This window comes from Shewanella sp. WXL01 (assembly GCF_012263345.1).
Classification (GTDB): domain Bacteria; phylum Pseudomonadota; class Gammaproteobacteria; order Enterobacterales; family Shewanellaceae; genus Shewanella; species Shewanella maritima.
In genome coordinates, this window is sequence record NZ_JAAIKQ010000001.1 from 993,815 (window position 1) to 1,019,101 (window position 25,287).

The 25,287-nt window shown below is 45.0% G+C and carries 22 protein-coding genes; 10 read left to right on the forward strand and 12 right to left on the reverse strand.

The features are described 5' to 3' along the window. The first annotated feature begins 1 nt into the window (after position 1). The 3 genes from G3R49_RS04275 to G3R49_RS04285 all read left to right on the forward strand — a co-directional run bounded on the left by G3R49_RS04275 (position 2) and on the right by G3R49_RS04285 (position 2,161). A complete protein-coding gene (locus G3R49_RS04275; RefSeq protein WP_348633904.1) occupies positions 2-415 on the forward strand; it encodes a hypothetical protein in 414 nt (137 codons plus the stop codon). Between the two features lie 104 nt (positions 416-519). Then, a complete protein-coding gene (locus G3R49_RS04280) occupies positions 520-1,137 on the forward strand; it encodes a hypothetical protein (RefSeq protein WP_207234115.1) in 618 nt (205 codons plus the stop codon). Positions 1,138-1,498: 361 nt separating this feature from the next. Next, the gene (locus tag G3R49_RS04285; protein ID WP_130598109.1) at positions 1,499-2,161 is read left to right on the forward strand and encodes a GAP family protein; all 663 of its coding nucleotides are present in this window, start codon (positions 1,499-1,501) and stop codon (positions 2,159-2,161) included. Positions 2,162-2,237: 76 nt separating this feature from the next. Here the strand turns inward: G3R49_RS04285 and purK are convergent, their stop codons facing one another. Continuing rightward, entirely contained in the window at positions 2,238-3,317 is a 1,080-nt protein-coding gene (gene purK, locus G3R49_RS04290; protein WP_167868722.1) for a 5-(carboxyamino)imidazole ribonucleotide synthase, read from the reverse strand. Then, the gene (gene purE / locus G3R49_RS04295) at positions 3,317-3,808 is read right to left on the reverse strand and encodes a 5-(carboxyamino)imidazole ribonucleotide mutase (protein WP_167868723.1); all 492 of its coding nucleotides are present in this window, start codon (positions 3,806-3,808) and stop codon (positions 3,317-3,319) included. Before purE ends, purK begins: the two co-directional genes overlap by 1 nt. Positions 3,809-4,166: 358 nt before the next feature. Between purE and G3R49_RS04300 the strand changes: the two genes are divergently transcribed. From G3R49_RS04300 to G3R49_RS04320, 5 genes are all read left to right on the forward strand, one after another. Further along, a complete protein-coding gene (locus G3R49_RS04300) occupies positions 4,167-5,015 on the forward strand; it encodes a hypothetical protein (RefSeq protein WP_130598106.1) in 849 nt (282 codons plus the stop codon). A gap of 188 nt (positions 5,016-5,203) precedes the next feature. Continuing rightward, entirely contained in the window at positions 5,204-6,067 is an 864-nt protein-coding gene (locus G3R49_RS04305; protein ID WP_167868724.1) for a transporter substrate-binding domain-containing protein, read from the forward strand. A gap of 61 nt (positions 6,068-6,128) precedes the next feature. After that, positions 6,129-7,577, forward strand: a complete 1,449-nt coding sequence (locus tag G3R49_RS04310; RefSeq protein WP_167868725.1) for a hypothetical protein — start codon at positions 6,129-6,131, stop codon at positions 7,575-7,577. Between the two features lie 69 nt (positions 7,578-7,646). Further along, entirely contained in the window at positions 7,647-8,201 is a 555-nt protein-coding gene (locus G3R49_RS04315; protein ID WP_167868908.1) for a sigma-70 family RNA polymerase sigma factor, read from the forward strand. Next, the gene (locus G3R49_RS04320; RefSeq protein WP_167868726.1) at positions 8,201-8,992 is read left to right on the forward strand and encodes a hypothetical protein; all 792 of its coding nucleotides are present in this window, start codon (positions 8,201-8,203) and stop codon (positions 8,990-8,992) included. Before G3R49_RS04315 ends, G3R49_RS04320 begins: the two co-directional genes overlap by 1 nt. A gap of 110 nt (positions 8,993-9,102) precedes the next feature. Here G3R49_RS04320 and G3R49_RS04325 read toward each other — a convergent pair whose 3' ends face one another. From G3R49_RS04325 to pepA, 7 genes are all read right to left on the reverse strand, one after another. Next, complete coding sequence (locus G3R49_RS04325) at positions 9,103-10,650, reverse strand: MFS transporter (protein ID WP_167868727.1); 1,548 nt, start codon at positions 10,648-10,650, stop codon at positions 9,103-9,105. Between the two features lie 498 nt (positions 10,651-11,148). Beyond that, complete coding sequence (locus G3R49_RS04330; protein WP_210147089.1) at positions 11,149-12,480, reverse strand: hypothetical protein; 1,332 nt, start codon at positions 12,478-12,480, stop codon at positions 11,149-11,151. A 60-nt stretch (positions 12,481-12,540) separates the two neighbouring features. After that, positions 12,541-14,925, reverse strand: coding sequence for an EAL domain-containing protein (locus tag G3R49_RS04335; protein WP_167868728.1), 2,385 nt, complete (start codon positions 14,923-14,925; stop codon positions 12,541-12,543). After that, positions 14,925-15,620, reverse strand: coding sequence for a hypothetical protein (locus G3R49_RS04340; RefSeq protein WP_348633905.1), 696 nt, complete (start codon positions 15,618-15,620; stop codon positions 14,925-14,927). Before G3R49_RS04340 ends, G3R49_RS04335 begins: the two co-directional genes overlap by 1 nt. 494 nt (positions 15,621-16,114) lie before the next feature. Then, complete coding sequence (locus G3R49_RS04345; RefSeq protein WP_167868729.1) at positions 16,115-19,015, reverse strand: valine--tRNA ligase; 2,901 nt, start codon at positions 19,013-19,015, stop codon at positions 16,115-16,117. Positions 19,016-19,046: 31 nt separating this feature from the next. Then, positions 19,047-19,496 carry a DNA polymerase III subunit chi gene (locus tag G3R49_RS04350; protein ID WP_167868730.1) on the reverse strand — a complete coding sequence of 150 codons (450 nt, stop codon included), beginning with the start codon at positions 19,494-19,496 and terminating at the stop codon, positions 19,047-19,049. A gap of 215 nt (positions 19,497-19,711) precedes the next feature. Then, positions 19,712-21,220 carry a leucyl aminopeptidase gene (pepA, locus tag G3R49_RS04355; protein ID WP_130598098.1) on the reverse strand — a complete coding sequence of 503 codons (1,509 nt, stop codon included), beginning with the start codon at positions 21,218-21,220 and terminating at the stop codon, positions 19,712-19,714. A 318-nt stretch (positions 21,221-21,538) separates the two neighbouring features. Here pepA and lptF point away from each other — a divergent pair, with 318 nt between their 5' ends. Both lptF and lptG read left to right on the forward strand, forming a co-directional pair. Continuing rightward, on the forward strand, positions 21,539-22,654 hold the full coding sequence (lptF, locus tag G3R49_RS04360; protein WP_167868731.1) for an LPS export ABC transporter permease LptF: 1,116 nt from the start codon (positions 21,539-21,541) through the stop codon (positions 22,652-22,654). Then, the gene (gene lptG / locus G3R49_RS04365; RefSeq protein ID WP_130598096.1) at positions 22,651-23,706 is read left to right on the forward strand and encodes an LPS export ABC transporter permease LptG; all 1,056 of its coding nucleotides are present in this window, start codon (positions 22,651-22,653) and stop codon (positions 23,704-23,706) included. Before lptF ends, lptG begins: the two co-directional genes overlap by 4 nt. Before the next feature lie 97 nt (positions 23,707-23,803). On the opposite strand, the gene G3R49_RS04370 is transcribed toward lptG, so the two are convergent. The 3 genes from G3R49_RS04370 to G3R49_RS04380 form a co-directional block, all read right to left on the reverse strand. Continuing rightward, positions 23,804-24,313 (reverse strand): RDD family protein, encoded by a 510-nt coding sequence (locus G3R49_RS04370; protein ID WP_130598095.1) that lies wholly within the window; start codon positions 24,311-24,313, stop codon positions 23,804-23,806. A gap of 63 nt (positions 24,314-24,376) precedes the next feature. Next, a complete protein-coding gene (locus G3R49_RS04375; RefSeq protein WP_130598094.1) occupies positions 24,377-24,637 on the reverse strand; it encodes a DUF2960 domain-containing protein in 261 nt (86 codons plus the stop codon). 132 nt (positions 24,638-24,769) lie between these two features. After that, positions 24,770-25,261: a GNAT family N-acetyltransferase gene (locus tag G3R49_RS04380; protein WP_167868732.1), complete on the reverse strand. Its 492-nt coding sequence runs from the start codon at positions 25,259-25,261 to the stop codon at positions 24,770-24,772. Positions 25,262-25,287 lie beyond the last annotated feature (26 nt).

Here is a 25,287-nt window from a genome sequence, read left to right on the forward strand (position 1 = left end):
TGTGGCAAGTATCAGCTTGCTACTCACCTCGTGCGCATCCCAAGTTGAATACGCTCCTTGTGGGGTCGTTGCTGCCTTTAAAAATCCTGCTGGTGAAGGTAGCTACTACCGCGCAGTGGTGACCCACTTAAACGGCATGCCCGTTATTTCAAGACCTTATTACATACTGCCCGTGGGTGAGTATGAGTTCACCCTCGCCGAGTTAATTTCTGCGCCGCAGTTAAAAGTCTCGCTCAGTGCCCGCGGCACCAAAACTGTAACAGTGATAGTCGAAGACGATACTCGCTATCATCTGGCTGCTAAGTTCAAAACTGACAAAATCTATGCGGGTAAGAATAGTGACTACTGGCAAGCTGTTGTGTGGCAACAAGAGTCCTATCAATGTGAGGCCAGCTCACAGCTAGTAGGCAATTAGCAATCAACACTTAATTGCCCTCTAATTACAGTAATGAGGTGATTGCATTAGCGAAAACAAGATGTGACACTAAAGCCATTGATTATTCACTGATTGGTTTGTGTATGAAGCGCCTTATCGGCCCTGCTTGTTGCTTGTTGTTACTGTCCCTCGCTGGCTGCGCCACGCCACCGCCAAAAGACCCTGATAATATTTGCTCCATTTTCAAAGAGAATCGCTCCTGGTACAACGCTGCGGTAGATACCCGTGATAAATGGGGGGTACCTGTACATGTCCCCATTGCCATGATGTACCAAGAAAGCTCGTTTAAACATAATGCCGCGCCGCCTATGCAATATTTTTGGGGCTTTATTCCAATTGGCCGAGCCAGTGATGCCTATGGTTATGCTCAGGCTAAAACCATGACTTGGGATGACTATGTTAGAGAAACGGGCAACTCATGGTCGAGCCGAGATAATTTCGCCGATGCCATGGATTTTATGGGCTGGTTTATCAGCAAAACCCATAAAATCAACGGTGTTTCTAAGTGGGATGCTAAAAATCAATACCTTAATTACCATGAAGGTTGGGGCGGCTATAAACGCGGTACCTACAAGAAAAAGAAATGGCTTGGTCCTGTCGCTAAAAAAGTAGATGATCGTGCTCGTCGATACGCTACTCAATATCGTGGTTGTAAGGAAGATCTTGATTCTTCGTGGTTGTGGCGTCTATTCTTCGGCTAACGGCTATTCTTTAACAGCCTCGATGGTTGAGTTACTTTCCAGTAAAACGTTTTAGTGAAGAGTAGGCACCAAAGGCGAAAACTAGAATGCTCCTGTAAAGGAGCATTTTTTGTGAGTCGTAAAGTTCAAAGTGGCAGATGTGTCTCATTGAAGGTTTCTATAGGTATTATTTCGCGTTGTAACAACTTTATGTTTAATCTGAAACATATTGGTTTAAGAAGTGAACCTATCACCAGAGATTTAAAGAGTGATTAACGATTAGCCTCTAGCACACTTAATACTAATTAGGATAAATGATCACATACTTGTGCTGATTGGTATAACTAGCAGGCATTTATTACCGCTGTAGAGGGAGTTATTAATGAGCGACATTTTGCTTATCACAGGTCCAATTTTGTTAGTGGACGTACTTAACCCTGTGTTACTGGCGTTCATGGTTTATGCAGCAGGTACCTCACGACCAGTTGCCCACAGCATGGCGATTCTAATTGGTCACACTCTGGCATATTTTGCGGCGGGTGTGCTGCTGGCACCTATGCTTGAAAGTATCTCAGGGCGCCTTAATAACCCACTGCCGATTGATTATGTTATTAGTTTAGTTATCGGTGCGCTATTGCTGTATCTCGCTCTAAAAAAACCAGCAGAGCAGGGAGATAAACCGCAAGAGTCGGGTGAGCTAACGCCAATGAAAGCCTTTGGTTATGGCGCAGTGCTTAACTTCGTCGGGATGCCGTTTGCACTGCCTTATTTTGCCTTGGTAAATCAGCTGATTAAAGAGCAGCTAACGCAAATTGAAATGCTGTTGGTGCTGGTGGGGTATAACCTGGCCTATGCTGTGCCATTTTTGCTTATCCCACTGATCTTAGTATTTATGAAAGACAATAGCGCCGCGTTACTGCAGCGAATTAATCAAAAAGTGGACAAGGCAAGTCAGGTGATTATGCCGCTTATGTTAGGCGGCATTGGAGCACTGTTTGTGGTAGATGCCCTGATGTATATACTGTTGGGCGAGGGCTTGTTATAGCCATTTTGCTGCGATGACTTTAAACAAAAAGGAGCCAATAGGCTCCTTTTACAATTGCATTAGTCATAATCGAGTACTAGCTGAACTCTTTTATAATCCACTCAAGTGGCGCTTGATATTGCTCAGGCATCCATTGTTTTAGCTTGGCAATACTATCTTGCACTAGCTCATCGTTATGGGCTGATAAGTTCAAGTGACCGACTTTACGGCCGACACGGACTTCCTTGTTGTACCAAAATAGCTCGGCATTTGGCAGGCTTATCCAACGGTCGTCTTTTTCAATACCAATCAGGTTAACCATCACACACGGGTAGTTTACTTGAGGTGTATGAATAGGTAGGTTGCACAGCGCGCGCAGGTGTAATTCAAACTGGTTGATATGACAGCCTGCTTGAGTCCAGTGACCTGAGTTGTGCACCCTTGGGGCTAACTCATTCACTAAAAGCTCATCACCAACACGGAAGCACTCCATTGCCATTACACCTACATACTCAAGACCATTCATAATGGTGCTAAGCATACGTTCAGCTTCAGCTTGAAGGTGAGATAGGCGAGCAAGTGGTGCTACTGACGCCATCAAGATGCCATCTTGATGCAGGTTCAGCGCTAATGGGTAAAACAGGCAACGGCCATCTTGGGTACGCACGCCAACTAAGGACACTTCTTCGTCAAAGTTAATCGCTTGCTCGGCAATCGCTTCATTGCGCCAGTCAGCAGGAATCGTGGTGCTCTCAGCTTGTTTTAGCCAGTGCTGACCTTTACCGTCATAACCACCAGTGCGGCGCTTTAGTAATACGCGATCGCCATAGGCCTGATGTAAATTAGACTCTTGAGTTTCATCTTCTACTAGCTCCCATGGCGCAGTTGCAACCTCAAGCTCATCAAGTAGACTTTTTTGGGTAAAGCGGTCAGCTAAGCGCGCAAAAATAGCACCATTGATAAAGTTTGGGTGCTCGCTTAATTGCAAGCTGGTAGATGACTCAGGCCAAAGCTCACGCTCTGCAGTGATGATGTCGTTATCTTCCAGCGGCAGCTTATCATCCGTTGGGTTCATGATATCAACAGGGCGAACGTCAAGTGCCAGTGGTTGACCAGCATGAGCAAGCATTGCACCTAGTTGACCGTTACCCAGTACCCATACCTTTTGTTGTGTCATTATGCTTCTCTCGGATCAGGATTTTCTAAAATCGTCTCAGTTTGCGCAGTTCTAAATGCGTTTAAGCGTTCCATCAGCTCAGGGTCCTGCGTTGCAAGGATTTGGCTAGCAAGTAAACCTGCGTTGAACGCGCCTGCTGTGCCGATCGCTAGCGTACCGACAGCAATACCTTTTGGCATTTGTACGATTGAAAGCAAGCTATCCATACCTGAAAGTGCTTTACTTTGCACTGGCACACCTAAAACAGGAAGCGGGGTTTTAGAAGCAATCATACCTGGTAGGTGAGCTGCGCCGCCTGCACCGCCGATGATAATCTTGTAACCTTTGTCTGCTGCTGTGCTAGCAAAATCCATTAATTTATCTGGAGTACGGTGCGCTGAAACCACCTCGACATGATATGGAACTTTTAACTCGTCCATAATTTGAGCTGCGGCTTCCATAGTTGGCCAATCACTTTTTGATCCCATTACAACGGCAACAAGCGCTTGCATGTTAACTCCTCAATATACTGATGGTGATTCACATTGAATCTATCCTAAGTCGCTGAAACCTGGCTAATTCCACAACAAACTAGCGCAATGTGACTTAGGCTATAAAAAAACGGGCTAGATAATAGCATTTTTGCTTAGTTTGCAGTGTTTTTTGCGGCTAACACTCAGTTTAGATTTGTGAAAACTCATTTCGGCAAAAACCGTACTGATATTATGGAAATGTTTGGAGTTTGTTATTGAGTGTGGTAAAGATGGAGGCTGTGATTTTATAAGGGTTTAACGGGAAAAACTGATAAAAATAACCATAACAATGATGAGAAAGATAACAAACTATAACAAGATTTTCAGACAGCTATTTATGCTAGCAATCATCGTACTTTCTGGTGTTTGCTCTGCTGCCCTAGCACATACCGTTGAATCCGGCAAAAACTCCCACCCCAAAACACAAGATGCGTTAAAGGCTGTGGTAATGGGAGTGTTTTCAGACGGCAGCCTGGATATTTCTGAAATTGAGCCAATGAGTATTCTCGATATGTTGCATGTACACAGCGATGGCATGCTGAATTTTTCCCATAACCAGGTGAGTTTAAACCGTGGGTGGTTAGAACTGAGTAAGCGTGAAAATGCTTGTATGTTCAACAAGCTGAAAACGCCAGAGCGTGAAAAAGTCGCTTACTACAGCCAGTATCCCATTACCTTGTATCCACCACTGCGCTTAATTGTATTGAAACAGCAGCGTCACTTATTTCCAGAGGTGATTGACCTAGATACCTTAAAGGATTGGCAGCTCGGTCTTATTGGCGTGTCGGCATCACGTGCTTATGGCAAAGTCATTGATGAGAAGATTGCCTTATCTGATATGCCCTTTTTTAAACGAGAGGGCGGTGACTCATCTCGTAAACTGATTGATATGCTAGTTAAAGGCCGAGTGAATGCGGTAATTGAGTACAGTGATTTTGCAGCAAGTTACGTTGAAGATAATGACTTGCCACAGCAAGTGAGCAGTATTGCGATTAAGCAGGTCAATCAGGCATCTGCAGGCTACTTTGTCTGCTCAAAAACAGAATATGGACTAAAGTTAATTAAGCAAGTGGATGCGGCGATGTCGCGTAAGGCTTTTCAGCAAGAGTTTTTTGATATCCACAAGCGTTTTGCATCAGTCGATGACACTGCTGTGTTAGAAAAAGCGCTGGAGTTTTACTTTTAGCCGATAGTTCATCATTTACCGTTATTCGAATTACAGGAGGGAAAGTAACGGCAGGAGGCCAATTGCTTTAGGAAGAAATAGCAAGTTGTGTTGCACGTAGTTGAGCTGAGCTAGCCTGATACAAGACGTAGCTAGTCGTGAGCTTAGTGCAATTAATCCAAAAATATAATAATAGGGTTAGGGCATAGATGCTAAGAAATTCAGTCGTTATTATTGGTCTTATTTTGTTGTGGTTTTCTCCTGTACATGCCACGCCGCTAAAAGGCATAGTGTTTGCGGACACTGACCAAGAAGATGTTAATTTAACTCAAGAGCAACCTATGGGAATGCTAAGCTTATTGCTTAAGCACTCTGCGGGTAGCCTTGAGTTTGAGCAACAACAAGTAAGCTTTAAAAGGGGGTGGTTTGAGCTTAACCGCCTTGGTAATGCTTGTATGTATAATAAGTTTAAAAGCCCTGAGCGAGAAAAATTAGGTTACTTTAGCAAGTTGCCTATCAGTATTTACCCACCTTTAAGACTTATCACCCTCAAGAAAAATGCGCATTTATTCCCGCATCCCGTCGATTTAACCAAGCCTGATACTATAGCGAAGCACAGCATTGGTGTGGCGTTAAATCGATCTTACGGCGATACCATTAACGCCTACATTGAACAAAGCCCTGATTTATTCTTTAAGCGTGGTGGCATGGACTCGTCGGAAACCTTAATCGATATGATGGCGGTAGGACGTGTTAAAGCTATTATTGAATACTCTGAAGAGGTTAGCGCTTATTTAGAGCGCAACAATAAACAGTTGGAGTTTGATACCGTGATGATCCGCGGCGTAGAAAAGGTCGATCGCGGCTACATGGTATGTGCTAAAACCCCGATGGGCAAACAATTAATCGATAGAATAGATGCCATTATGCAGCAAAAAGCGTTTCAGCAAGAGTACATTGAAATGCATAACGAGTTTTTCACTCAGGAAGAGCGTTTACTGCTTCAACCTGAACTTTTAGGTATTTTTGAAAACTCAGAGTCACATTCAACCCCACATTCAAAGTCAGATTAACCCTTTTTTGTTTTTGCTGCGTTTATATAGACATAAGCATTGTTCATCAAGGGGATCTAAGATGGCACTATCTATTAAACGCAGTAAAACTGATTGCTGCAAAAAAATCACTCAAGAAACAAAGTCGCCAAATACAAAAGAAAAAGAGCTTGGTGCAAAGCATGAGCAATGCTTTGCAAAGCTCGCATCAAGGTTACCCAACATTAGTTGGCATCAACGCCCAGCATTCTTGTTAAGTGCGGTGGTGGTGCTCTGTTTAATGAGTATGGCGCTCACTGCTGCGAGCTTAAAGCAAGGCTCAGAGCTTAATATTAAGCCACGCCACTTTAATGGGTTGAGGGTAGCGGCTGAAACGCCGATTTCGCAGCTAGCGCTCAATTTCACTCAGCTCAACCTTAATGAGTTAGATTTACGTACGCCAGTAGAGCTTGGGCAGTCCTGCGCCGATAAGTCACTATGCTTGCCGCTGCCATGGCAAAATACTGTTGACCAAGCGTTGTTGCCTTTAGCTGCGCAACTCGATTTTAACCATACAAGCTTTGACCATTTTGGCGATGAGTCCGTTGTGCCCATTTTCCGCCAACATCGGCCCCATGATAACGACACTACACAGTTGCACGCATATCGCCCCGGCGCAAGTCAGGCGGTTTTTCCTAAGGTGTTGTGGCGCAGTGAGATAACCAGTTCACCTTATAATCCTGATGCTGCGTTGTTGATGCTTGCTGTAAAGGTGCCTGCAGCTATGTTAGGTAAAGGCTTGCTGCAGGTGAGCTTTAATCCGCGTCAGATCAGCGAATATCGTTTGCTTGGATATAATCCAGTTGATTATCGACTTGCTGACGACAAGAGTAAATCCAAAGGCATAGATGTTAGCCCTGTATCTGTGATGATGTTTGAGCTGTATTTAAACACGTCTTATCACGGCTCTTCTTCGCGCTCTCAGCTAAAGCTTAGCTTAGATGCCACGCAGCTAAGTAGTGGCAATAACCTTGATGATGTTCAACAAACGACTGAAGCAGCGCGTTTTACTCCGCAGCAAGCCAGCAGGCTTGGAATGGGCTGCATCGATGTTAATCGTTTTCCTGACTCCATTGCTTATGTGAGCCTTAAACTAGAAAATCAGCCCGGTAGTAGCCTGCCAGTTAAACCTGAACCCGAGTATGGTTTGTTTACTCAGGGCAAGCCGAACAGCACTTTAAAACCGCTAACACAAAGTTGTGGCAGTCAGTACCGCATTGCTGCGCCTAGCCAGATCCGAGGTATTGAAACTGCTAGTGGCTATATGCAGAGTTTTGCTGCAGTAGCCGGCCTAGTCCAAGCCTTTAACCATAATCCTTATATGCGCAGCTTTGACTATGCTAAATTAAATACACTCGCCAAAGCTGGCGCAGAAACAAATCGGTCGCCTTCGTATCAAGGTGTGTTGCAGTTTATTGAGCAACAACAAAAGCCACTGCAATATTTATTGTTAAATCATTTTCAGGGGCGAGATTATAAGGTGGCTAACTAATGAGCATGAGGATAAATTGTGTCGCAAGCAGCATCATTATCTGCAGCAGAAACATCAGATGAACAGCTTATGCTGGACTATCAAGCTGGTAATAGCAGCGCATTTGAACAGCTTTATTTAAAGCATAAAGGGGCCTTGTATCGCTATTTTGTGCGCCAGCTAAGTGATAAACAGTTGGCTGAGGACCTATATCAAGATACATGGGGTAAGGTGATTAAGGCGGCAGCGTCTTATCAAGCTACGGCTAAATTCACTACCTGGCTTTATAAGATTGCCCACAATTTGGTGATTGACCATGTTCGCGCAGTTAGGCCGCTAGATTTAACCCAAGCTCCAACTTCTGACGAACAAGCCGATCATATGGATAGTATTGCTGATTCGGAAGCTAATTCACCCGAGCAGCAAGCTACCGTATCAGCTCAGCAGCAAGATATGCAAGCATGTATTGCCAAACTGCCGGCAACCCAAAAAGAGGCGTTTTTACTAAATGTTGAGCTAGGTCTTACCGCAGCGTCAATCAGCGAAATTGCAGGTGTTACACTAGAGGCGACAAAAAGCCGTATTCGTTATGCATATCAGAGCATTAAAAACTGTATCTCCCTAAGATGGCAGGAGACAGGCTAATGAGTGATAAAACTAAGCAAAACATGGATGATAATGCCTTTGCCAAGCTGCAAGATGAGATCCGTAGTCAATATCATCAGCAGGATTTAGAGCTGCCGCCTCAGCATATTGATGCGGCAATTCTGGCGTTAGCGTCTCAATCGCATCAGCAGGTACATTCTGCCGCAGAAGCGCAGATGGAAGCTGACAAAAAGGTGGTGCAGCTCAGTTGGTGGTCAAAGCATAAACTCGGTGTTTCATCTGCGGCTTCAGTCATGCTGGTGGCGGGCTTGTTTCTATTAAATCCAGAGTTGATGCAACAAGGTGCTAAACAGACCGTAGTTGATGCCAATATGCCCAGTGAAATGCAAGCCAAGCCGATGCTGATGATGTCCGGTGCACCATCTGACGAGGCAATTGAAGCAGGTGATGGCAGACAAAGTGCAGCGCCTCTAGATAACTCTGGATTTGAAGCTATGGCTGAGCCTTCAGCGCAAACGGCTAGTTCAAGTGCAGCAGGTACAACTGCAAGTGATATGTTAGCAACGCCAAAACAGCGAAGTTTGCCAACTGAGGCGTTAGCAAACGGCGCTAAGCAGCTTGGAACTGATCAGTATGAGGAAAGAGTAATAACGCTAGATACCGCCGAAAAAGCTCTTGAGCGCCTACAAGGCTTAGTTGATGCGGATGAGATATCTCAAGCAAGAATGCTGGTGGAAAAGATAGATAAACGCTTCCCTGAGTTAGCTCAAAAATCCCATCCATTGTTTGCTCGATACAGTGAGCTCAAGCAACAATTGACCAGTTACTAGCAAGGCTTGAACTGGAGTCTAAACAACAAAAAGGAGACCAAATGGTCTCCTTTTTATATTGCTCTTGGCGTTAGCCATTTAGCTTAAATCAGTTTGAGGCTTAATCGGATTTACTGCGCCGCAGCTTGTTGCTGCTGTTTTTGCATTTGCAGTAACCATTTACCGTAAATGTAGATACCCACAGCTGAGATAATACCGATAGCTGCAATGATGTACCAAGCCATACCGATATTGTTAGCAGCATACAGGTTATGGGTAAGTTGCTGCGCTTCAATGCCCGTTACTTCTACCAAACGCATAAAGGCCTCACCTTGAGGGATAGCGTCAACATCGGCTTGCGATAAACCATTAGTTAACAATTCATTGCGTGAGATCACTTCTTTTGAGGCGTACATTTCATACAGCTTAGGTGCGAAGTAACCTTCTAATGTCCAGCCGATACCCTGAGGTAGCATCACAAAGCCTAGGTACATGGCTTTTTTTCCTTCAGGTGCAATATTACCCATGAACTCATTCTTTTTCGGGCTGATCATCATCTCACCCAATGAGAACATGGCAATGGCTAATACAATCATCCAAGCAGCATTAAACAAGCCGACAAACATGATGGCAGTAATACTTAAAATACAGCCTACTAGCATCGCAGTGGTAATACGGTACTTAGCAGTAAATGCAGCTACAAGGAAACAAGTGGTCATGATCATACCGGCGTTAAGGTTAAGCATACCCTCTGGCATCACCTGAGTACCTTCATTGTTTAGACCAAGCCAGAACTGCAAAATACCGCTGCTGGTGCCTTCAGGGCCAAATAGTGAGGTCACGATAATGCTGGTATCAACCCATTCAGCAATGTGAATAGGTAATACGTCAAACAGTGAGTTGAACAGGAACCAGAATCCGGCAAAGACTAACATGTAGTAGATTACCACCGGCTTTTTCAGCTCCTGCCAAGCATCTATCCATAATGACTCTTGCTGGATTTCACCCGATTTGATTTTGCGAGCACGTTCGATGCGCTCTTCTTTACCAGGCTCTTTATAAGCCAGTAAGAATAGGAAGTTCAGCGAGATAATCGCAGCGCAGGCATAAAATACATTGTCCCAAGAAAGCTGGCGCATATGCACCGCAACGAGAGGACCTAGGAAGCCACCAATGTTCACTACCTGATAGAAAATGCCCCAGGCCATGGAGGTGTTTTCTCGTCTGGTGGATAATACCAGTGTGCCTTGAATACCCGGTTTAAAGATACCTGTACCCGCGGCTAGCAGCATAGCGCCACCTAAGAATCCCCAGAAATTAGGGAAGAATGCCATACACAGATAACCGGCAATCTTGATTACTGTTGATGCAAAAATGGTTTCTTTATAACCCACACGGTCAGAAATACCGCCGGTAAACACAGGAACGAATGTTTGCAGTAGTGCCCAAATGGCAAGAATAATACCGTAGTCATGCAGGTCGATACCTAGGCCACCTTCAGATGCTGGTGATTTTGCATAAAGACCGGCACTGGCTTTAACGCCGTAATATGCAATACGCTCAACCAATTCCATGCCACCAACTAACCAGAATAGATAACCTAAACTGGTAATCGAGGCCCACATACCTAATTGTTTTACTTCACTCAGATCGTTCACTGAGTTAGGAGGAGTTGCCATAATTCACCTTTATTATGATTATTAGCTTCGAATTAATAGCCCAACACTTTACCTAATTTGTGACTATTTACCAAAGGTTGTGTTGCTAAAATGGAGAGCTAATTGTTGTTTTTTAGCTTTTGACGCTGAATTCATATACAAATTGCATAAATAACCTGAACTCTGGATAATAAATCGGTTTCTAACGGCTATTTTTGCCTATTTCTTCGTTGAAGCTACTTGCAATAGGCTAGCTATTGACGCGTAGCTTCGCCTTGAACTAAACAAAAACTATCTCGCTAGAAACATAATGTGAGGTATAACTCAGGCCTAGGTAGTGGTTATCACTTCCTTATCCACAGTTCAGGTTAACTAGTCTTTTTCGATAACCGTTCTTCGATTTTTATTTGGTTAACTTTTCTAAGATAGATGTCCGATTTGAGCAGCCCAAGTTGAGTTTTAAAGTTTGAGCTGTTCGTTCTAGAAATGCGTTAACACTTTTACGATGAGGTGGGCAAGTCAAAAGAACCATCGCATCGCCAGTTGGTACTGGTTCTCGGTGAGTTTACTTGGCAGAGCTTGTGCACTTCGCGCCGGGCGCTCGCTGTATAGATGATTGTACTCACCATGAATGAACCAGTTCTTATTTATTCGGTACTGGTAGGATGCAGTAAATCCGTGTCCCTGTTCGTGGTTATTATTATCTGGGGTTGAGTCGTGATCTGTAACTGAAAACTGCTCAGCGCGAACACTTAATCTTTGTACTCCCCAGCGCCGACTTAACATGATATATCCCGATTGGTAATCGTTGTTGACGGCATCAGTGCCATCTGGTGCGCTCATTAGCGTGCTGCCATTCATGTACTGACTAAGCAGCTCAATTTTGTATGGCAGTCGCCACTTGATCCCTAGGTGAGAAAAGCGAGTGAGCCAGGTATATTGGCCATTGATTACGATACTGGTGTCGGCATTGTTGTCGTAGTAGCCAGCTGTGAGTTTGCCATATCCGCGATACTGCCACTGACCGTGAACATGATAACCAAAGCGGTTATCTAGTTCGATAAAGGGATCGGAACTTCTGGCTTGTCCGCTTAAACTGCCATCTAAGCTTGGCATCTTGCTTAGCTTCACGTGCTGCTGCAATAAGGTTTGCTTTGAGCTATTGGTCCAGCCATGCCAAGCAAGCAGTGCGCCTGCGGTGTCATTGTTTTTAAAGGCCGCTCCAGATAAGGTAAAGCTGTGTTTGGAATTGGTGAACTTGCCGAGTTTTTCAAGTGTAAACTCAGCGCCCACATGGCGCAGTTCTTCACCTAGCCAACTATTTATAGCTGAGTAACTTAATGTATAAGGTGATGCCCAGGCTGTAGCGATATTCTCTAGCGAGATGGTCGGGTACATCAGCCCAAGTTTTGCCTGAGCGCGCAGCCCTGATTGACTCGGTAGTGAGCGGTATTTAATAAAACCTTCGGTGATCCCTAAGCTGGGGTTAGATTGGTCGACATAAGCATTGGCAATAAGGTGGGCTGAAAAAGGGTTGTCCCAATCCAGGGTATAACTGAGTCCAGCCTGAGCAAGTGATAACTGATTGCCAGGATCAAATCGATACTTTCCTAGGCCAGCATTGGTGTGACTTGTATCGCTGCTTGCGCCAGAAGTATGAGTTAAACGCATATCAATCACAGCCGCAAAGTCGTGCTCCGCTTTTAGCTTTTCTGTCGCTCTCTTTTCTGTTGCAACCTTTTCTGTTGCTAAGAGTGGAGCTGCAAAACTAAGCTGAGCAACACAAATACCGCTTAGGCATAATCTGCTACCTAATCGCGCTTTATTTTGCATCTCAAGCCAAGCTTTCATCCGTACTCCTTATTGTTGTTTTTACGGATATCGTGTTAATTGGTAATGCTAGTAAGGGGGCTAGGTTTCAGCGCTATTTTGGCCGTAAGGTGAGCGTACTAGCCAGTTTGCTAACATTTTGGCATCCACAGGTTTAGAAAGATAAAACCCTTGCCCTAACTCACAATTATGTTTGGCAAGCCATTTAAGCGAGCCTTCATCCTCTATGCCTTCTGCAACCACTTTTAACCCTAGATTGTGGGCTAGCTGGATCGTTGAGCTCACAATTGTTTTGTCGTCGTCACTTGTCATTAGATTTTGTACAAATGACTTGTCGATTTTGAGCTCATCTACTGGCAATTGTTTTAACTGAGCGAGCGAAGAGTAGCCAGTGCCGTAGTCATCAATCGATAGCGTTAAACCATGTTGCTTAAGTTGGTTGAGCTGCTTGATTGCGTTTTCTGGGTCGGCAACAACTGCATCTTCGGTGATCTCTAGTGTCAGCGCTTCTATCGGTACTTGGTGTTGCTCAATCGCGCTAAGCACAAACTCACCAAAGCTTTGATTTTTTAGATTTTCTGCCGATATATTAACCGCAATAGCTAGCTCAATCCCCTCGGCTAACCATAAATGATATTGGCTAAGCGCTTGATGGATAACCCAGTGGGTGAGGGCGTTCATTTGCCCCATTTGTTCAGCAATTGGAATAAAGGTATCCGGTGGGATCATGCCTCTAACAGGGTGCTGCCATCTCACTAACGCTTCGACATGGGTGACCTTGTTAATAGCAAGGTTGAGCTTAGGCTGATAAAACAGTACCAGCTCATTATTTTCAATCGCCGCTTTGAGTTCATTAACTAGCTGCAGTCTGTCGAGCGAGTTTGCATCAATTTGCTGGCTGTATGTTTGTAGATCGATACGGTTACGCTTGGCGTGTTGCAGCGCGGTATCGGCTTGGCGCATCACAGTTTGCAAATCACTCGGGTAATGGGCAAAACTCACGCCTATGGTAACTTGCAAATGCAGTGAAATATCTTGATAGCGATACTCTGCTTCCACTGCTTCTTGCACCTTGCGGATAAGCTGGTTAAACGCGCTAGACTGTATCTCTTTAATGGCGAGTACAAACTCATCGCCGCTAAGCCTACACACCAGATCAATTTCACTAAACTCTGATAAGCGTCGACCAACCTCGACAATGACTTTGTCGCCAACCAGGTGACCTAGGGTGCCGTTTACTTCAGTCATGCGGCGAATGTTGATAAGACAAATCGCTAAAGGTGATTTATTAGCAAACCAGTCAGCAGTGACCTGACTGAGTTTGTTCTTATTACCCAAATTGGTCAAAGGGTCATGGTAGGCTTGGAAGGCAATTTTATTCTCACGACTTAAAATCGCTTGTTGCATCACGGTAAACTCTTCAGCCAATGCCAGCATTTCCGTGCTGCTACCCACCTCTACTTTGGAGTTGTAATTACCTTTAGCAATAAAGCGCGCTTGATTGATTAGTAAGGTGATTGGCTTAGTCACGCCGCGGGCAATCATGTAAGCCACCATCAAAGATACGGGCAACATAATTAAGATAAGCACTAATTGAGGGAACCATTGTTCGTGTGACGCTGCCAGTGCAAGGGCGTCACGCTGACTTATATACATAAAGGCATGTAGCTGCTGCTCGTCTATTTGCCCTAAAGAAGACTGCCATAAAATGTAATCTTTATGGTGTTGCCCGCTCGAGATTAATTGACCTATTACTTTTTTATCTCGCTCAGTAATATCATGGTTAGAAATACTGATGAGCTGAGCATCAAATGCTGGCTCATCTAGTTGTGAGTTTGGCTCTGTGAGAATAAAGCCCGTATTTAAACCAGTTTGCTCGGATAAGTTATTAGTTAACTCATCGCCAATGACAAAACCAAAGCCTACCCAACCGATAAGGTTACCTGCACCACTGGTTAGCGGCGCAAAACTGAGCTGGTAGATATTGCCTTGCAGTGCATACAAGGTGTTGATGGTGATAAATTCAAAGTCTAATGTTTGCTTAAATGCTTGACCTTGCTCTGGGCCGACTTTCACTTTGCCTTTGTTAGCGTCATCAAGTGATGTGAGTAATTGACCAATTATTTTGCCTTGCTTGTCAACGGCGATAGCTAAGTCGGCGTCAATGCGTTTACGATGGTTATTTAGGGCGACCAAAAAGCTGCGGCTATCCTTGTCGATGAACACTTCTTTCAGACCAAAATCCTTGGCAGCGGTTTCTGCAAACGCAGACAGATAATAAGCGCGGTCATTGTATTCAGACTTAAACACTAACTTGGCTATCGACAGCTGGTTTTTCAGTTGTTGCTGCTCAAGTAGCTCGTTGCCATAGTAGGTTAGGGCGAACGAGATGGTTTGTACTGCCAGCAGTAGCAGTACAAACCAAGCAAAAATTCGTGTTTGAATACGGTTAAACAGTGCCGGCATTAGTATCCTTCCAGAAATTCAAAATCATCCAGGCTTTGCTGACTCGGTATTTCACCCATGGTGTCCGTCACCGTCAGGGTTAGCGGCTTGCTAAGTGGCAGGTCAATCTGGTAGCTATTTTGATTGTTTATTGCTTGAAGTTGCGGGTGCCAAACAACAAGTTGGTATTGCCCTGGGGCAATATTGTCAAAGCTGACTAATCCTTTATTGTCTGTATTTGCAAAGTGCGGCGTGTCGACAATGAGAATATGACCACTCATCCAGTCGTGGATATTACAGCCCATTGAAATATGCCCAAGTTGGTCGAATACCATGTCTTTGTTAACGCCATCTTGGCGCAACTTAAATGAAAATCGCTTGGGGCCAGAAGCGGAGTAGATATGATGGGTAATGTCATCATCATTAACAAACTTGAGCTGATAACCCTTTTGCACAACGGTAATGTATGGGCTGAATTGCTTGTCTTTTTGATGCACTTCAACTGGGTTTTGAAGTGCCTGAGCTGTTGAGGAGTCAGAGGCTAAAGCGGGAGTGGCAAATGCGGCAGGATTATTAGATTGAAGGTAAACCACCATATTCTCCATAGGTTGGTTATTGTCATCCATTATGTAGATATTGGCTGCTTGTGCCTGCAAAGCCATACTTGATGCTATTGTGCCAATGGCTACTGCCATGTAGCTTATTGTTTTAGTCACTCTATTCCCCTAATGCTCTCTCAAGGCCATTTGTTAGCTTGTACTGAGTTAATAAGAACCTAAAACTTGATAAAAACTTTCATTAACATCCTGATTATCCCTCAATTGTTCATCATAGCAACAATTTAGCAACACAGGTGTGTTTATACCAATTAGCACAAGTATGTGATCATTCTTACTGGTTAAAATCGCCTATAACTGCGTTATAAATTTTGTAGTTAGAACAACTAGCTAGCTGCAATTTATGCCTTGTTCTAAGCGATTTTTCCTGCGTAATCTCTGATCACTTATTTATCCCAATTGGTATTATCCATCGAATATCTGTTTAGCTTTGTATCAAAAATTGGCAAGTTTGAGGGAAGGAGATTGGCTTTGTATGTGGAAAGCCGGGAATGGGGAAAACAAAAAGGCAGCCTAATTGGCTGCCTTTGATGTACTTTTGCTTATTAGCGGCGTTAGCGTTCTAGCCTAGTCTTTTGACTTAGTCTTCTAGCCTAGTCTTCTAACTTAGCCAGCTCAGCTTTTTGCTCGTTAAGTTTCTCGATGTCGCGAGTAAACTCTGCCAGTTTGCTGCGCTCTTTCTCAATAACCGCTTCAGGCGCTTTTGCCACAAAACCTTGGTTATTAAGCTTGCTTTCAATGCGCTTAGTCTCGTTAAGTAGTTTATCTAACTGCTTATCGATACGCGCCATTTCAGCTGCAACGTCAATCAGACCTGCCATTGGGATTAACAGCTCCATTTCGCCCACAAGTTGAGTGGTCGACATAGGCGCAGTTTCATCGTCTGCCAGTATGGTCATAGACTCAAGCTTCGCTAGGGTCTTGAAGAATGCTTGGTTAGCTTCAAGACGCGCCTTATCTTGCTCACTTACACTGCGAAGCAGGGCATTAAGCGGCTTAGATGGCGCAATGTTTAGCTCGGCGCGGATGTTACGCACAGCAACAATCACTTGTTTAACCCATTCGATGTCAGCCATTGCTTGCTGGTCAACTTTTGCTGCATCGAACTCAGGGAACTGAGCTAACATCAAGGTTTCGCCTTCAACGCCTGCTAAACCTTTAACACGCTGCCAAATGGTCTCAGTAATGTAAGGCATGATTGGGTGCATTAAACGCTGCATCTTCTCAAGTACAGTTACCAAGGTGTGGCGAGTACCACGTTGCTCAGCTTCGCTGCCATTTTGCAATACAGGCTTAGTTAGCTCAAGGTACCAGTCACAGAACTGATTCCAGGTGAACTCATAAAGTGTGTTAGCTGCAAGGTCAAAGCGGTATGCTGCCATATGCTCATCAAACGTTTGTACTGTTTGATTGAACAGGCTAATGATCCAGCGATCCGCTAAAGAAAGCTGCATCTCGCCATCGTTTTGACCACAATCTAGTGCCTTACCGATTGCATCTTCAGCAGCGCCTTCTTCTTGCACTTCTGTGTTCATCAGCACGTAGCGTGATGCATTCCATAACTTGTTACAGAAGCTACGGTAACCGTCTAGACGCTTCATGTCCCAGTTAATGTCACGGCCAGTAGATGCCATTGCCGCTAAGGTAAAGCGCAGCGCATCAGTACCATGAGCTTCAATGCCATCAGCAAATTCTTTACGGGTGCTCTTTTCAATCTTGGCTGCTAGTTGCGGCTGCATCATGTTGCCAGTGCGCTTTTCGACTAATGACTCAAGATCGATACCGTCAATCATATCTAGTGGGTCAAGTACGTTACCCTTAGATTTTGACATCTTGTTGCCTGCTTCATCGCGGATAAGGCCAGTCACATAAACCGTTTTAAATGGTACTTGTGGCTTGCCGTCTTCATCTTTAATGAAGTGCATGGTCATCATGATCATGCGCGCAACCCAGAAGAAGATGATGTCGAAACCGGTAACCAACACATCGGTTGGGTGGAAGGTTTTTAAATCTTCAATGTTGTCAGGCCAGCCTAAAGTAGAGAAGGTCCATAGCGCAGAGCTAAACCAGGTATCAAGTACGTCATCATCCTGTCGCAGGTTCACTGAGTCATCGATGTTGTGTTTAGCACGCACTTCAGCTTCGTTACGACCAACGTAAACTTTACCGTTTTCGTCATACCAAGCTGGAATACGGTGCCCCCACCATAACTGGCGCGAGATACACCAGTCTTGAATATCGCGCATCCAAGAGTAGTACATGTTTTCGTATTGCTGTGGCACAAACTTAATGTCGCCATTTTCAACGGCTTCTAGGGCAGTTTTCGCCATAGGCGCAACCGCAACATACCATTGGTCAGTCAGCATAGGCTCAATAACTACGCCTGAGCGGTCACCATAAGGTACTTTAAGTCCATGTGGTTCGATTTTCTCAAGCAGGCCTAGAGTTTCAAACTCTTCAACGATTTTGGTTCTTGCTTTAAAGCGATCAAGACCCACATAACGCTCTGGTAGCGCGATTTCGATGTCTTTGTTTGGTGTGCCATCTGTGTTGATCACTTCAACTTGAGCGCGTACAGCTGCATCTAAAGTAAAGATGTTGTACATAGGCAGGCTGTGACGCTTACCTACTTCATAGTCGTTAAAGTCGTGTGCTGGAGTGATTTTCACACAACCCGTACCAAATTCCATGTCTACATAGTCGTCTGCCACGATTGGGATAGGGCGATTAACGATAGGCAGCATTACGTGCTTACCAATTAGCGATTGGTAGCGCTCGTCATCTGGGTGAACCGCAACTGCGCTATCACCCAGCATGGTTTCAGGGCGCGTAGTAGCGATTTCTAAATAGTCTTTACCGTCAGCGGTTAATGCGCCGTCAGCAAGTGGGAAGCGGAAATGCCACATGCTGCCGTTCTTTTCTTTGTTTTCTACTTCAAGATCAGAAATTGCCGTTTGTAGTTTGCAGTCCCAGTTTACTAGGCGCTTACCACGGTAAATTAGGTCGTCTTCGTACAGGCGAACAAACACTTCTTGAACGGCTTTTGATAAGCCTTCGTCCATAGTGAAGCGCTCACGGTCCCAATCAACTGATGCACCCATGCGGCGTAGCTGTTTGGTAATCGTACCGCCAGATTGGTTTTTCCAATCCCATACTTTGTCCATAAACGCATCACGGCCTAAGTCGTGACGAGTTTTGCCTTCTTCGGCTTCAATTTTACGCTCAACCAGCATTTGAGTAGCGATACCCGCGTGGTCAGTACCCACTTGCCAAAGGGTGTTTTTGCCCTTCATGCGTTGGTAACGAGTTAGCGCATCCATGATGGTGTCTTGGAACGCGTGACCCATGTGCAAACTACCTGTGACATTCGGTGGCGGGATCATAATGCAGTAGTTGCCTTGTGACGTATCACCGTGCGGCTTGAAGTAGCCTTGCTCTTCCCAGTTTTGGTACAGAGACTGTTCTATCGACTTAGGATTGTATGTTTTTTCCATGGGTGCGTAATTTCTTCAGTAAAAATATGGGTTAAACGGCAAGCGGTTGCGTGCTCACTTGCATGCCAAGTTGTTGGTATTGGCGGTAGCGTTGGCGAGCCTGTTGTTTTAACGCACCGTCTTGCGCGACAAAATCAATAATATCTGGCAAGTTTACCGCAAATTGCGGCACTTGTTGTGCAAGATTAATCAGTAGTTGGCGACTTTTATTTGGGCCAACGGGATCAAAGCCAATTTCCACTGGCGAGCCATTGATTAACCCTTCACCTTTGAGGTTGTGTGGAACGAAGCTTGTGGGCTCAAATTGCCACAGTAGTTCGTCAATTGCATGGGCCTGTTGCTTGTCTTGGCAATGAATATAAACACTGCGCTGCTGACGATAATTTTGCTCAGCCAACTGGCAAGCAGCAAGATACACTGCATCAATGGCAGTGGTATTGGCTGCAAGAGCAGGCATAAGGAAAAATTGAGCTTGAGGCATTAATGAATATAGGCAATTAATTGAACGAGAATTTTATACTAAAACCTCAGTTATAAGCTAGGGGCAGGTGGCATTTGCCACTTAAATTTCAGTGCTCATTGATATGAGCGGCAGATTAATTCGTCCCATGAACAAAAAAGGTGAAGCCTGAGCTTCACCTTTTATCATTTTAAGCTGTCGTTAGCAGCTATTCGTTAGCAGCTATTCGTTAGGGACTATTCGCCAGCTTCAACACCTGATTTGTTGATCAGGAATTGTGCTAGTAGTGGCACAGGACGACCCGTTGAGCCTTTGTTTGCGCCGCTGTTCCAAGCAGTACCTGCCACATCAATGTGTGCCCAGTTGTACTTCTTAGCAAAGCGAGAAAGGAAACAAGCTGCTGTGATTGAACCTGCTGGGCGGCCACCTAAGTTGGTCATGTCAGCAAATGGGCTGTCTAGCATGTCTTGGTACTCATCCCATAGCGGCATGCGCCATGCGCGGTCACCACTTTGCTCGCCTGCATTGAGTAGCTCATGGGCTAGCGGGTTGTGCGAGCTAAATAGGCCTGATGCGTGTTTACCAAGGGCAATCACACAAGCACCAGTTAGGGTTGCTGTGTCGATAACCAGTTCAGGGTCAAAGCGCTCAACGTAAGTTAATACGTCACATAGCACTAGGCGACCTTCTGCGTCAGTATTAAGTACTTCAACAGTTTGACCTGACATAGTGGTTAAGATGTCGCCTGGGCGATAAGCATTGCCAGATGGCATGTTTTCACAGCCAGCTAGAATACCAATCACGTTGATTGGTAGCTTCATCTCACAAAGGGCTTTCATTGCACCGATAACACCGGCTGCACCGCCCATGTCGTATTTCATTTCGTCCATGGCTTCGCCAGGCTTAAGTGAAATACCGCCTGAGTCAAAGGTTAAGCCTTTACCAACAAGTACGATTGGCTTTTCAGTGCTATCGACTGCGCCTTGGTACTCCATGATGGTCATGATTGACTCATTGGCACTTGCACGGCCCACTGCTAGGTATGAGTTCATGCCTAGTTTTGCCATTTGCTCTTCACCTACCGTGGTGATTTTTAGGTTCTCGTAAACTTCACCCATTTGGCGAGCTTGCGATGCCAGGTAAGCAGGGTTACAGATGTTTGGCGGCATGTTTGCCACGTCGCGACACAGGTTCATACCTTCTGCAACGCCAACGCCATGCTCAATTGCACGTTCGCCAATGGTGAGTTCGCGGCGAGTTGGTACATTGAATACCATTTTGCGAAGTGGGCGACGGGTTTCACCTTTGCGGCTTTTCAGCGTGTCGAAGGTGTAAAGAGTGTTTTGTGTGCTCTCAACTGCCTGACGAACTTTCCAGTAGGTGTCCCGGCCTTTTACGTGCAGTTCAGTTAAGAAGCATACAGCTTCCATTGAACCAGTTTCGTTAAGCGTGTTGATGGTTTTTGTGATGATTTGTTTGTATTGGCGCTCATCTAGCTCGCGCTCTTTGCCACAACCAACCAGTAGAACACGCTCACTTAATACGTTTGGTACATGGTGAAGTAGTAACATTTGCCCTGGTTTACCTTCAAGGTCACCACGGCGAAGTAGGTTACTGATATAACCTTCACTGATTTTATCCAATTGCTCCGCGATACCAGATAAACGGCGTGGTTCGTATACGCCCACAACGATACAGGCTGAACGTTGTTTCTCTGGGCTGCCGCTCTTTACGCTAAACTCCATGAGCACTCCTAGATTATTAAAGACAAATTTTTATATTTATAAGATAATGTTTCACTTCGGCGAAATCGCCATCATGAATAACGTTTAGGTGATAAACTTCTTTCATTCAAAACTTTTGCTTACTTTGCTTGTCATTATTGTAATAAGTAAATGAGTCGTTGGTTGCAAATTGCTGTCAGCAATCAACTCAGCAAATGAATGCTTTGAAGCACCTTCCAAGCTGGTCAGAAAATTATCAAAACTGCTAAAAGTAGACAGTTTACATGAAAGATAGCCTGTTACCAGTAAAAAGATAAGTTAAGCTCCCGGATCCTTGTTGTGATTGTATTTAGATACTTGATTGGCGAAGTTTTAAAGGCACAATTCGCGGTATTAATTGTGCTGTTAACTATTTTTATTAGCCAACAGTTTGTTCGCGTTTTGGCCGATGCCTCGGACGGCGAATTTCCTGCCTCACTAGTGCTTACCCTGTTAGGTTTAAATTTACCTCAGTTAACCGTGTTGGTTTTACCCTTAAGCTTTTTCCTCGGTATTTTGCTTGCCCATGGCCGCATGTACGCTGAGAATGAAATGGTGATTTTGCATGGTGTGGGCGTCTCTGAGTGGTACGTTACTCGTGTGACTTTATTGCTTGGTTTGTTCAATGTCATTGTCACCGCGATACTGGCGATATACGTCAGTCCATGGGCTGAAGAGCAACAAAATCAGGTGCTGGAGCAAGCTCAATCTGAAGCTGGCTTAGCTGCGCTTGTACAAGGGCGCTTTCAAACCAGTCCCAATGGCCGTGCGGTATTGTTTGTAGAGAGAATTGGCAAAGATAACCAGCTAGAGAAAGTATTTGTTGCTCAGTTACCAGACTTAGATAGTGATTCTGATATCACCAATGTGGTGGTGGCAAACAATGGCCGCGTTATCGAAGATGAATACGGAAGTCAGCAACTCGAGCTTAATTCAGGTACGCGTTATCAGGGGAGTGCGCAAGCACCTAATTACCAAATTATCGAGTTTGGCGGCTACCAAATGGAGATTAAAGAGCAGCAAGTAGATGAACGTAATCGCCGTTTGTCAGCATTGCCTATCGATGAATTGGTTAACACGCCTGGCCCAGAAGCCGTGGCTGAGTTCCATTGGCGCATCGCCATTCCCTTAGCGATACCTATGATGACCTTAATTGCAGTACCGCTTGCCAGGGTGAATGTACGCCAGGGTAAGTTTGCCAAAATTTTCCCAGCTATTTTGCTGTATCTTGGCTACTTTGGGCTGATGGTCGCAGGGCGTAAAGCGCTTGAAGATGAGGTTATTCCTGCGCAGCTAGGTATGTGGTGGATCCATGCAAGTGCCTTGGTCATGGGACTATTGCTGCTCAGTAAAGAAAGGCCAAAAGCCTTGAAGCTGTTTAATGGACTTAAACGTAAGCAGGTGAAAAGCGCATGATTTTAGACTTTTATATTGCGCGAGTGATTTTAAGCACCTCGGCGTTGACCTTACTTATTTTGACGGGCCTGTCGGGCATTATTAAATGGGTTGACCAACTTCGCCTTGTTGGCCGTGGTACTTACACCATGTTGGATGCGGGTGTTTATGTACTGTTCTTAATCCCGCGAGATATTGAGATGTTCTTCCCTATGGCGGTGCTGCTTGGAGCATTGATTGGTATGGGCATGTTGGCGTCAAATTCTGAATTGGTGGTGATGCAAGCGTCAGGGTTATCGCGTTTGCAGATCACTCAGTCAGCCATGAAAACCGCTATTCCGTTGATGATTATGGTGATGGCCTTGGGTGAGTGGGGCGCGCCAGTGTCTGAACGCGTGGCTAAAGAGATGCAAGCATTGAAGCTTTCAGGCGGTAGCATGATCGCTTCTCACCGCGGCGTGTGGGCGAAAGACGGTGATATGTTTGTCAATATTGGTGAGGTACAAGAGGTCACGAAGCTTAACAATATCACCTTCTATGAGTTCAATGATAAGCAAGACTTGGTCAGCATGAGCCATGCTAAAACCGCTGAATATATGGGTGATGAATGGCTATTATCTGAGGTGCAAAAGACTCAAGTCGAGCCAGATAGAATCGTACCTTCGTACGTAGAGAATCAATCTTGGCAGTCGACCTTAACCCCTGACAAACTGAGTGTGGTGTCGGTAAAACCAGAGGCTCTGTCTATTCAAGGCTTAGTTGGTTATTTAGATTATCTGCAGCAAAACAATCAGGAAGCTAGCCGTTATGAGTTGGCGCTGTGGCGCAAGATAATGCAACCGGTGACCGTTGCAGTGATGATGCTAGTGGCGCTTTCATTTGTTTTTGGCCCACTTAGAACCGTCACCATGGGTGCACGGGTATTACTTGGGGTAGTCGCTGGCTTTAGTTTCTACATTTGTAATGAAATATTCGGCCCGATGAGCATTGTGTATGAGTTACCCGCTGCAGTAGGGGCTATGGCGCCGAGCATTCTGTTTACTGGTGTTGCAGTGTACTTCATCCGGCGCTAGTTAATGTGGCGCAAAGTGCAAGAGTCTGGACTACAAAACAATAAAAAATGCGGCTATGAAGCCGCATTTTTTATGTCTGGAAAGCATTTTGTTGAGACTAAGCACCATGCCAGTTACGCATCTGGTTAGCCTCAACCGATAACACAACCACTTCAGATTGGGTCAGTTTATCTTGCAGTGCTAGCTTTTCACTATTCAGTAAAATGTATAAGTTGCCTATCCCAAGCAACGACCAAACTACGCGAGCGCAAGCGGTGATAAAGCTAAGGTTTTGCCCATTTGGGTGTTGAACTTTTAAACGCCAGGCGCGCATGCCGAGGGTTTGACCGCCGCGACTCCAAAATAGCGCGTAAAACCCACCAACGCAGCATGCTAGGTAAAATTGATAGACTCCTGAGTAGACTGGGGTGCTATTTAAGGCATCAGATACATGCTCGTAACCATTCATTGATACTAGACCTATGCTGGTTAACCCAAAAAATATCCCGAACCCGATAGCGCCAGCAAACATATACACAGCGACGGCTAGCATCGCGTCGTAGATCATGGCACCGATTCGGCGAAAGAAGGTAGCGCGAGGGAAGTTAGCGTGTTCTGGGTTAATCATCTATCACTCACTATTAATCAGTTATTGTTGTTTTTGAGTTGTTTGTCGAGCGGTTAGCGAATGCTATTTAGCAGGCTCGTCGTCTTCGCGAACGAACTTAATGCTAGTAAAACCAAAGCGGGCAAATTCAGTGCGTCTAAAGTCGCGCTCAGCTTTAGCGCCTTTCTTTGACGTCATGGCAATTTGCGCTTCCATCTTTAAAAAGTTAGTCAGGTCGATACCTTCTGCTTCTGCCGCGGCTTCATACAAATCGTGATGTTTGTCGTAACTAAATGCGATGGTTTTGGTTTCACCCTTAAAGGTGTAGATAACTTGGCGAGCCATAAGTGCGCCTCAAATGTACTGGTTCAAAAATTGTCGCTATTGTCACACGGAACCCGAGTTTGTCCAAGCATAGCGAGCGGATGTTTAAGCTAATTTAAAGCTTGGACTGAAGCGTAAGGAAGGCTGATACCATTAACTGCGGGTAAGGTATTGGGTGTTTTCTGGGTAGCTAGCCAGTGAGGCTCTAACCTTATCAGGTAAAACGTTAGGCGCGCTAAAACCAAGTGTTTGCCAGAATGCCAGCGCTTCAGGCAGGGCAACCAATGCCATGTGACCTAGTTGGTTTTGCTGCTTGATTGCTAACAGCTGCTTGAATAATTGCTTGGCAATGCCTTTACCCTGAAAGTTTGGGCTTACTGCCATATCGTGGATATATAAACAGTCTGCGGACTCAATATAGGTAAGCTCAAGATTTAAACTGGGAGCATCAAGTTGTTGCCAGGGATGAGCGAAAACATAGGCTGCAACTTGTCCATTGAACTCGACCACGAAACAGGTGTCGGCAAAGTGTTGCGCTTTATCTTGCAAAACGGCTTTTGACTCGCAGGTGTCTTGTGAGTAGCACTGGCTTTGAATCGTCATAATCGCAGGCCAGTCACCTGCAGCAATAGGGCGGATAATCATCTTGGTATACCTAACTCTGTATGACT

What these genes read in the sequence shown, in the direction of transcription:
- G3R49_RS04280 (WP_207234115.1), top strand. Translation starts at nt 520, where the DNA reads ATGAAGCGCCTTATCGGCCCTGCTTGTTGCTTGTTGTTACTGTCCCTC.
- G3R49_RS04285 (WP_130598109.1), top strand. Translation starts at nt 1,499, where the DNA reads ATGAGCGACATTTTGCTTATCACAGGTCCAATTTTGTTAGTGGACGTA.
- purK (WP_167868722.1), bottom strand. Translation starts at nt 3,317, where the DNA reads ATGACACAACAAAAGGTATGGGTACTGGGTAACGGTCAACTAGGTGCA.
- purE (WP_167868723.1), bottom strand. Translation starts at nt 3,808, where the DNA reads ATGCAAGCGCTTGTTGCCGTTGTAATGGGATCAAAAAGTGATTGGCCA.
- G3R49_RS04300 (WP_130598106.1), top strand. Translation starts at nt 4,167, where the DNA reads ATGCTAGCAATCATCGTACTTTCTGGTGTTTGCTCTGCTGCCCTAGCA.
- G3R49_RS04305 (WP_167868724.1), top strand. Translation starts at nt 5,204, where the DNA reads ATGCTAAGAAATTCAGTCGTTATTATTGGTCTTATTTTGTTGTGGTTT.
- G3R49_RS04310 (WP_167868725.1), top strand. Translation starts at nt 6,129, where the DNA reads ATGGCACTATCTATTAAACGCAGTAAAACTGATTGCTGCAAAAAAATC.
- G3R49_RS04315 (WP_167868908.1), top strand. Translation starts at nt 7,647, where the DNA reads ATGCTGGACTATCAAGCTGGTAATAGCAGCGCATTTGAACAGCTTTAT.
- G3R49_RS04320 (WP_167868726.1), top strand. Translation starts at nt 8,201, where the DNA reads ATGAGTGATAAAACTAAGCAAAACATGGATGATAATGCCTTTGCCAAG.
- G3R49_RS04325 (WP_167868727.1), bottom strand. Translation starts at nt 10,650, where the DNA reads ATGGCAACTCCTCCTAACTCAGTGAACGATCTGAGTGAAGTAAAACAA.
- G3R49_RS04330 (WP_210147089.1), bottom strand. Translation starts at nt 12,480, where the DNA reads ATGAAAGCTTGGCTTGAGATGCAAAATAAAGCGCGATTAGGTAGCAGA.
- G3R49_RS04335 (WP_167868728.1), bottom strand. Translation starts at nt 14,925, where the DNA reads ATGCCGGCACTGTTTAACCGTATTCAAACACGAATTTTTGCTTGGTTT.
- G3R49_RS04345 (WP_167868729.1), bottom strand. Translation starts at nt 19,015, where the DNA reads ATGGAAAAAACATACAATCCTAAGTCGATAGAACAGTCTCTGTACCAA.
- G3R49_RS04350 (WP_167868730.1), bottom strand. Translation starts at nt 19,496, where the DNA reads ATGCCTCAAGCTCAATTTTTCCTTATGCCTGCTCTTGCAGCCAATACC.
- pepA (WP_130598098.1), bottom strand. Translation starts at nt 21,220, where the DNA reads ATGGAGTTTAGCGTAAAGAGCGGCAGCCCAGAGAAACAACGTTCAGCC.
- lptG (WP_130598096.1), top strand. Translation starts at nt 22,651, where the DNA reads ATGATTTTAGACTTTTATATTGCGCGAGTGATTTTAAGCACCTCGGCG.
- G3R49_RS04370 (WP_130598095.1), bottom strand. Translation starts at nt 24,313, where the DNA reads ATGATTAACCCAGAACACGCTAACTTCCCTCGCGCTACCTTCTTTCGC.
- G3R49_RS04375 (WP_130598094.1), bottom strand. Translation starts at nt 24,637, where the DNA reads ATGGCTCGCCAAGTTATCTACACCTTTAAGGGTGAAACCAAAACCATC.
- G3R49_RS04380 (WP_167868732.1), bottom strand. Translation starts at nt 25,261, where the DNA reads ATGATTATCCGCCCTATTGCTGCAGGTGACTGGCCTGCGATTATGACG.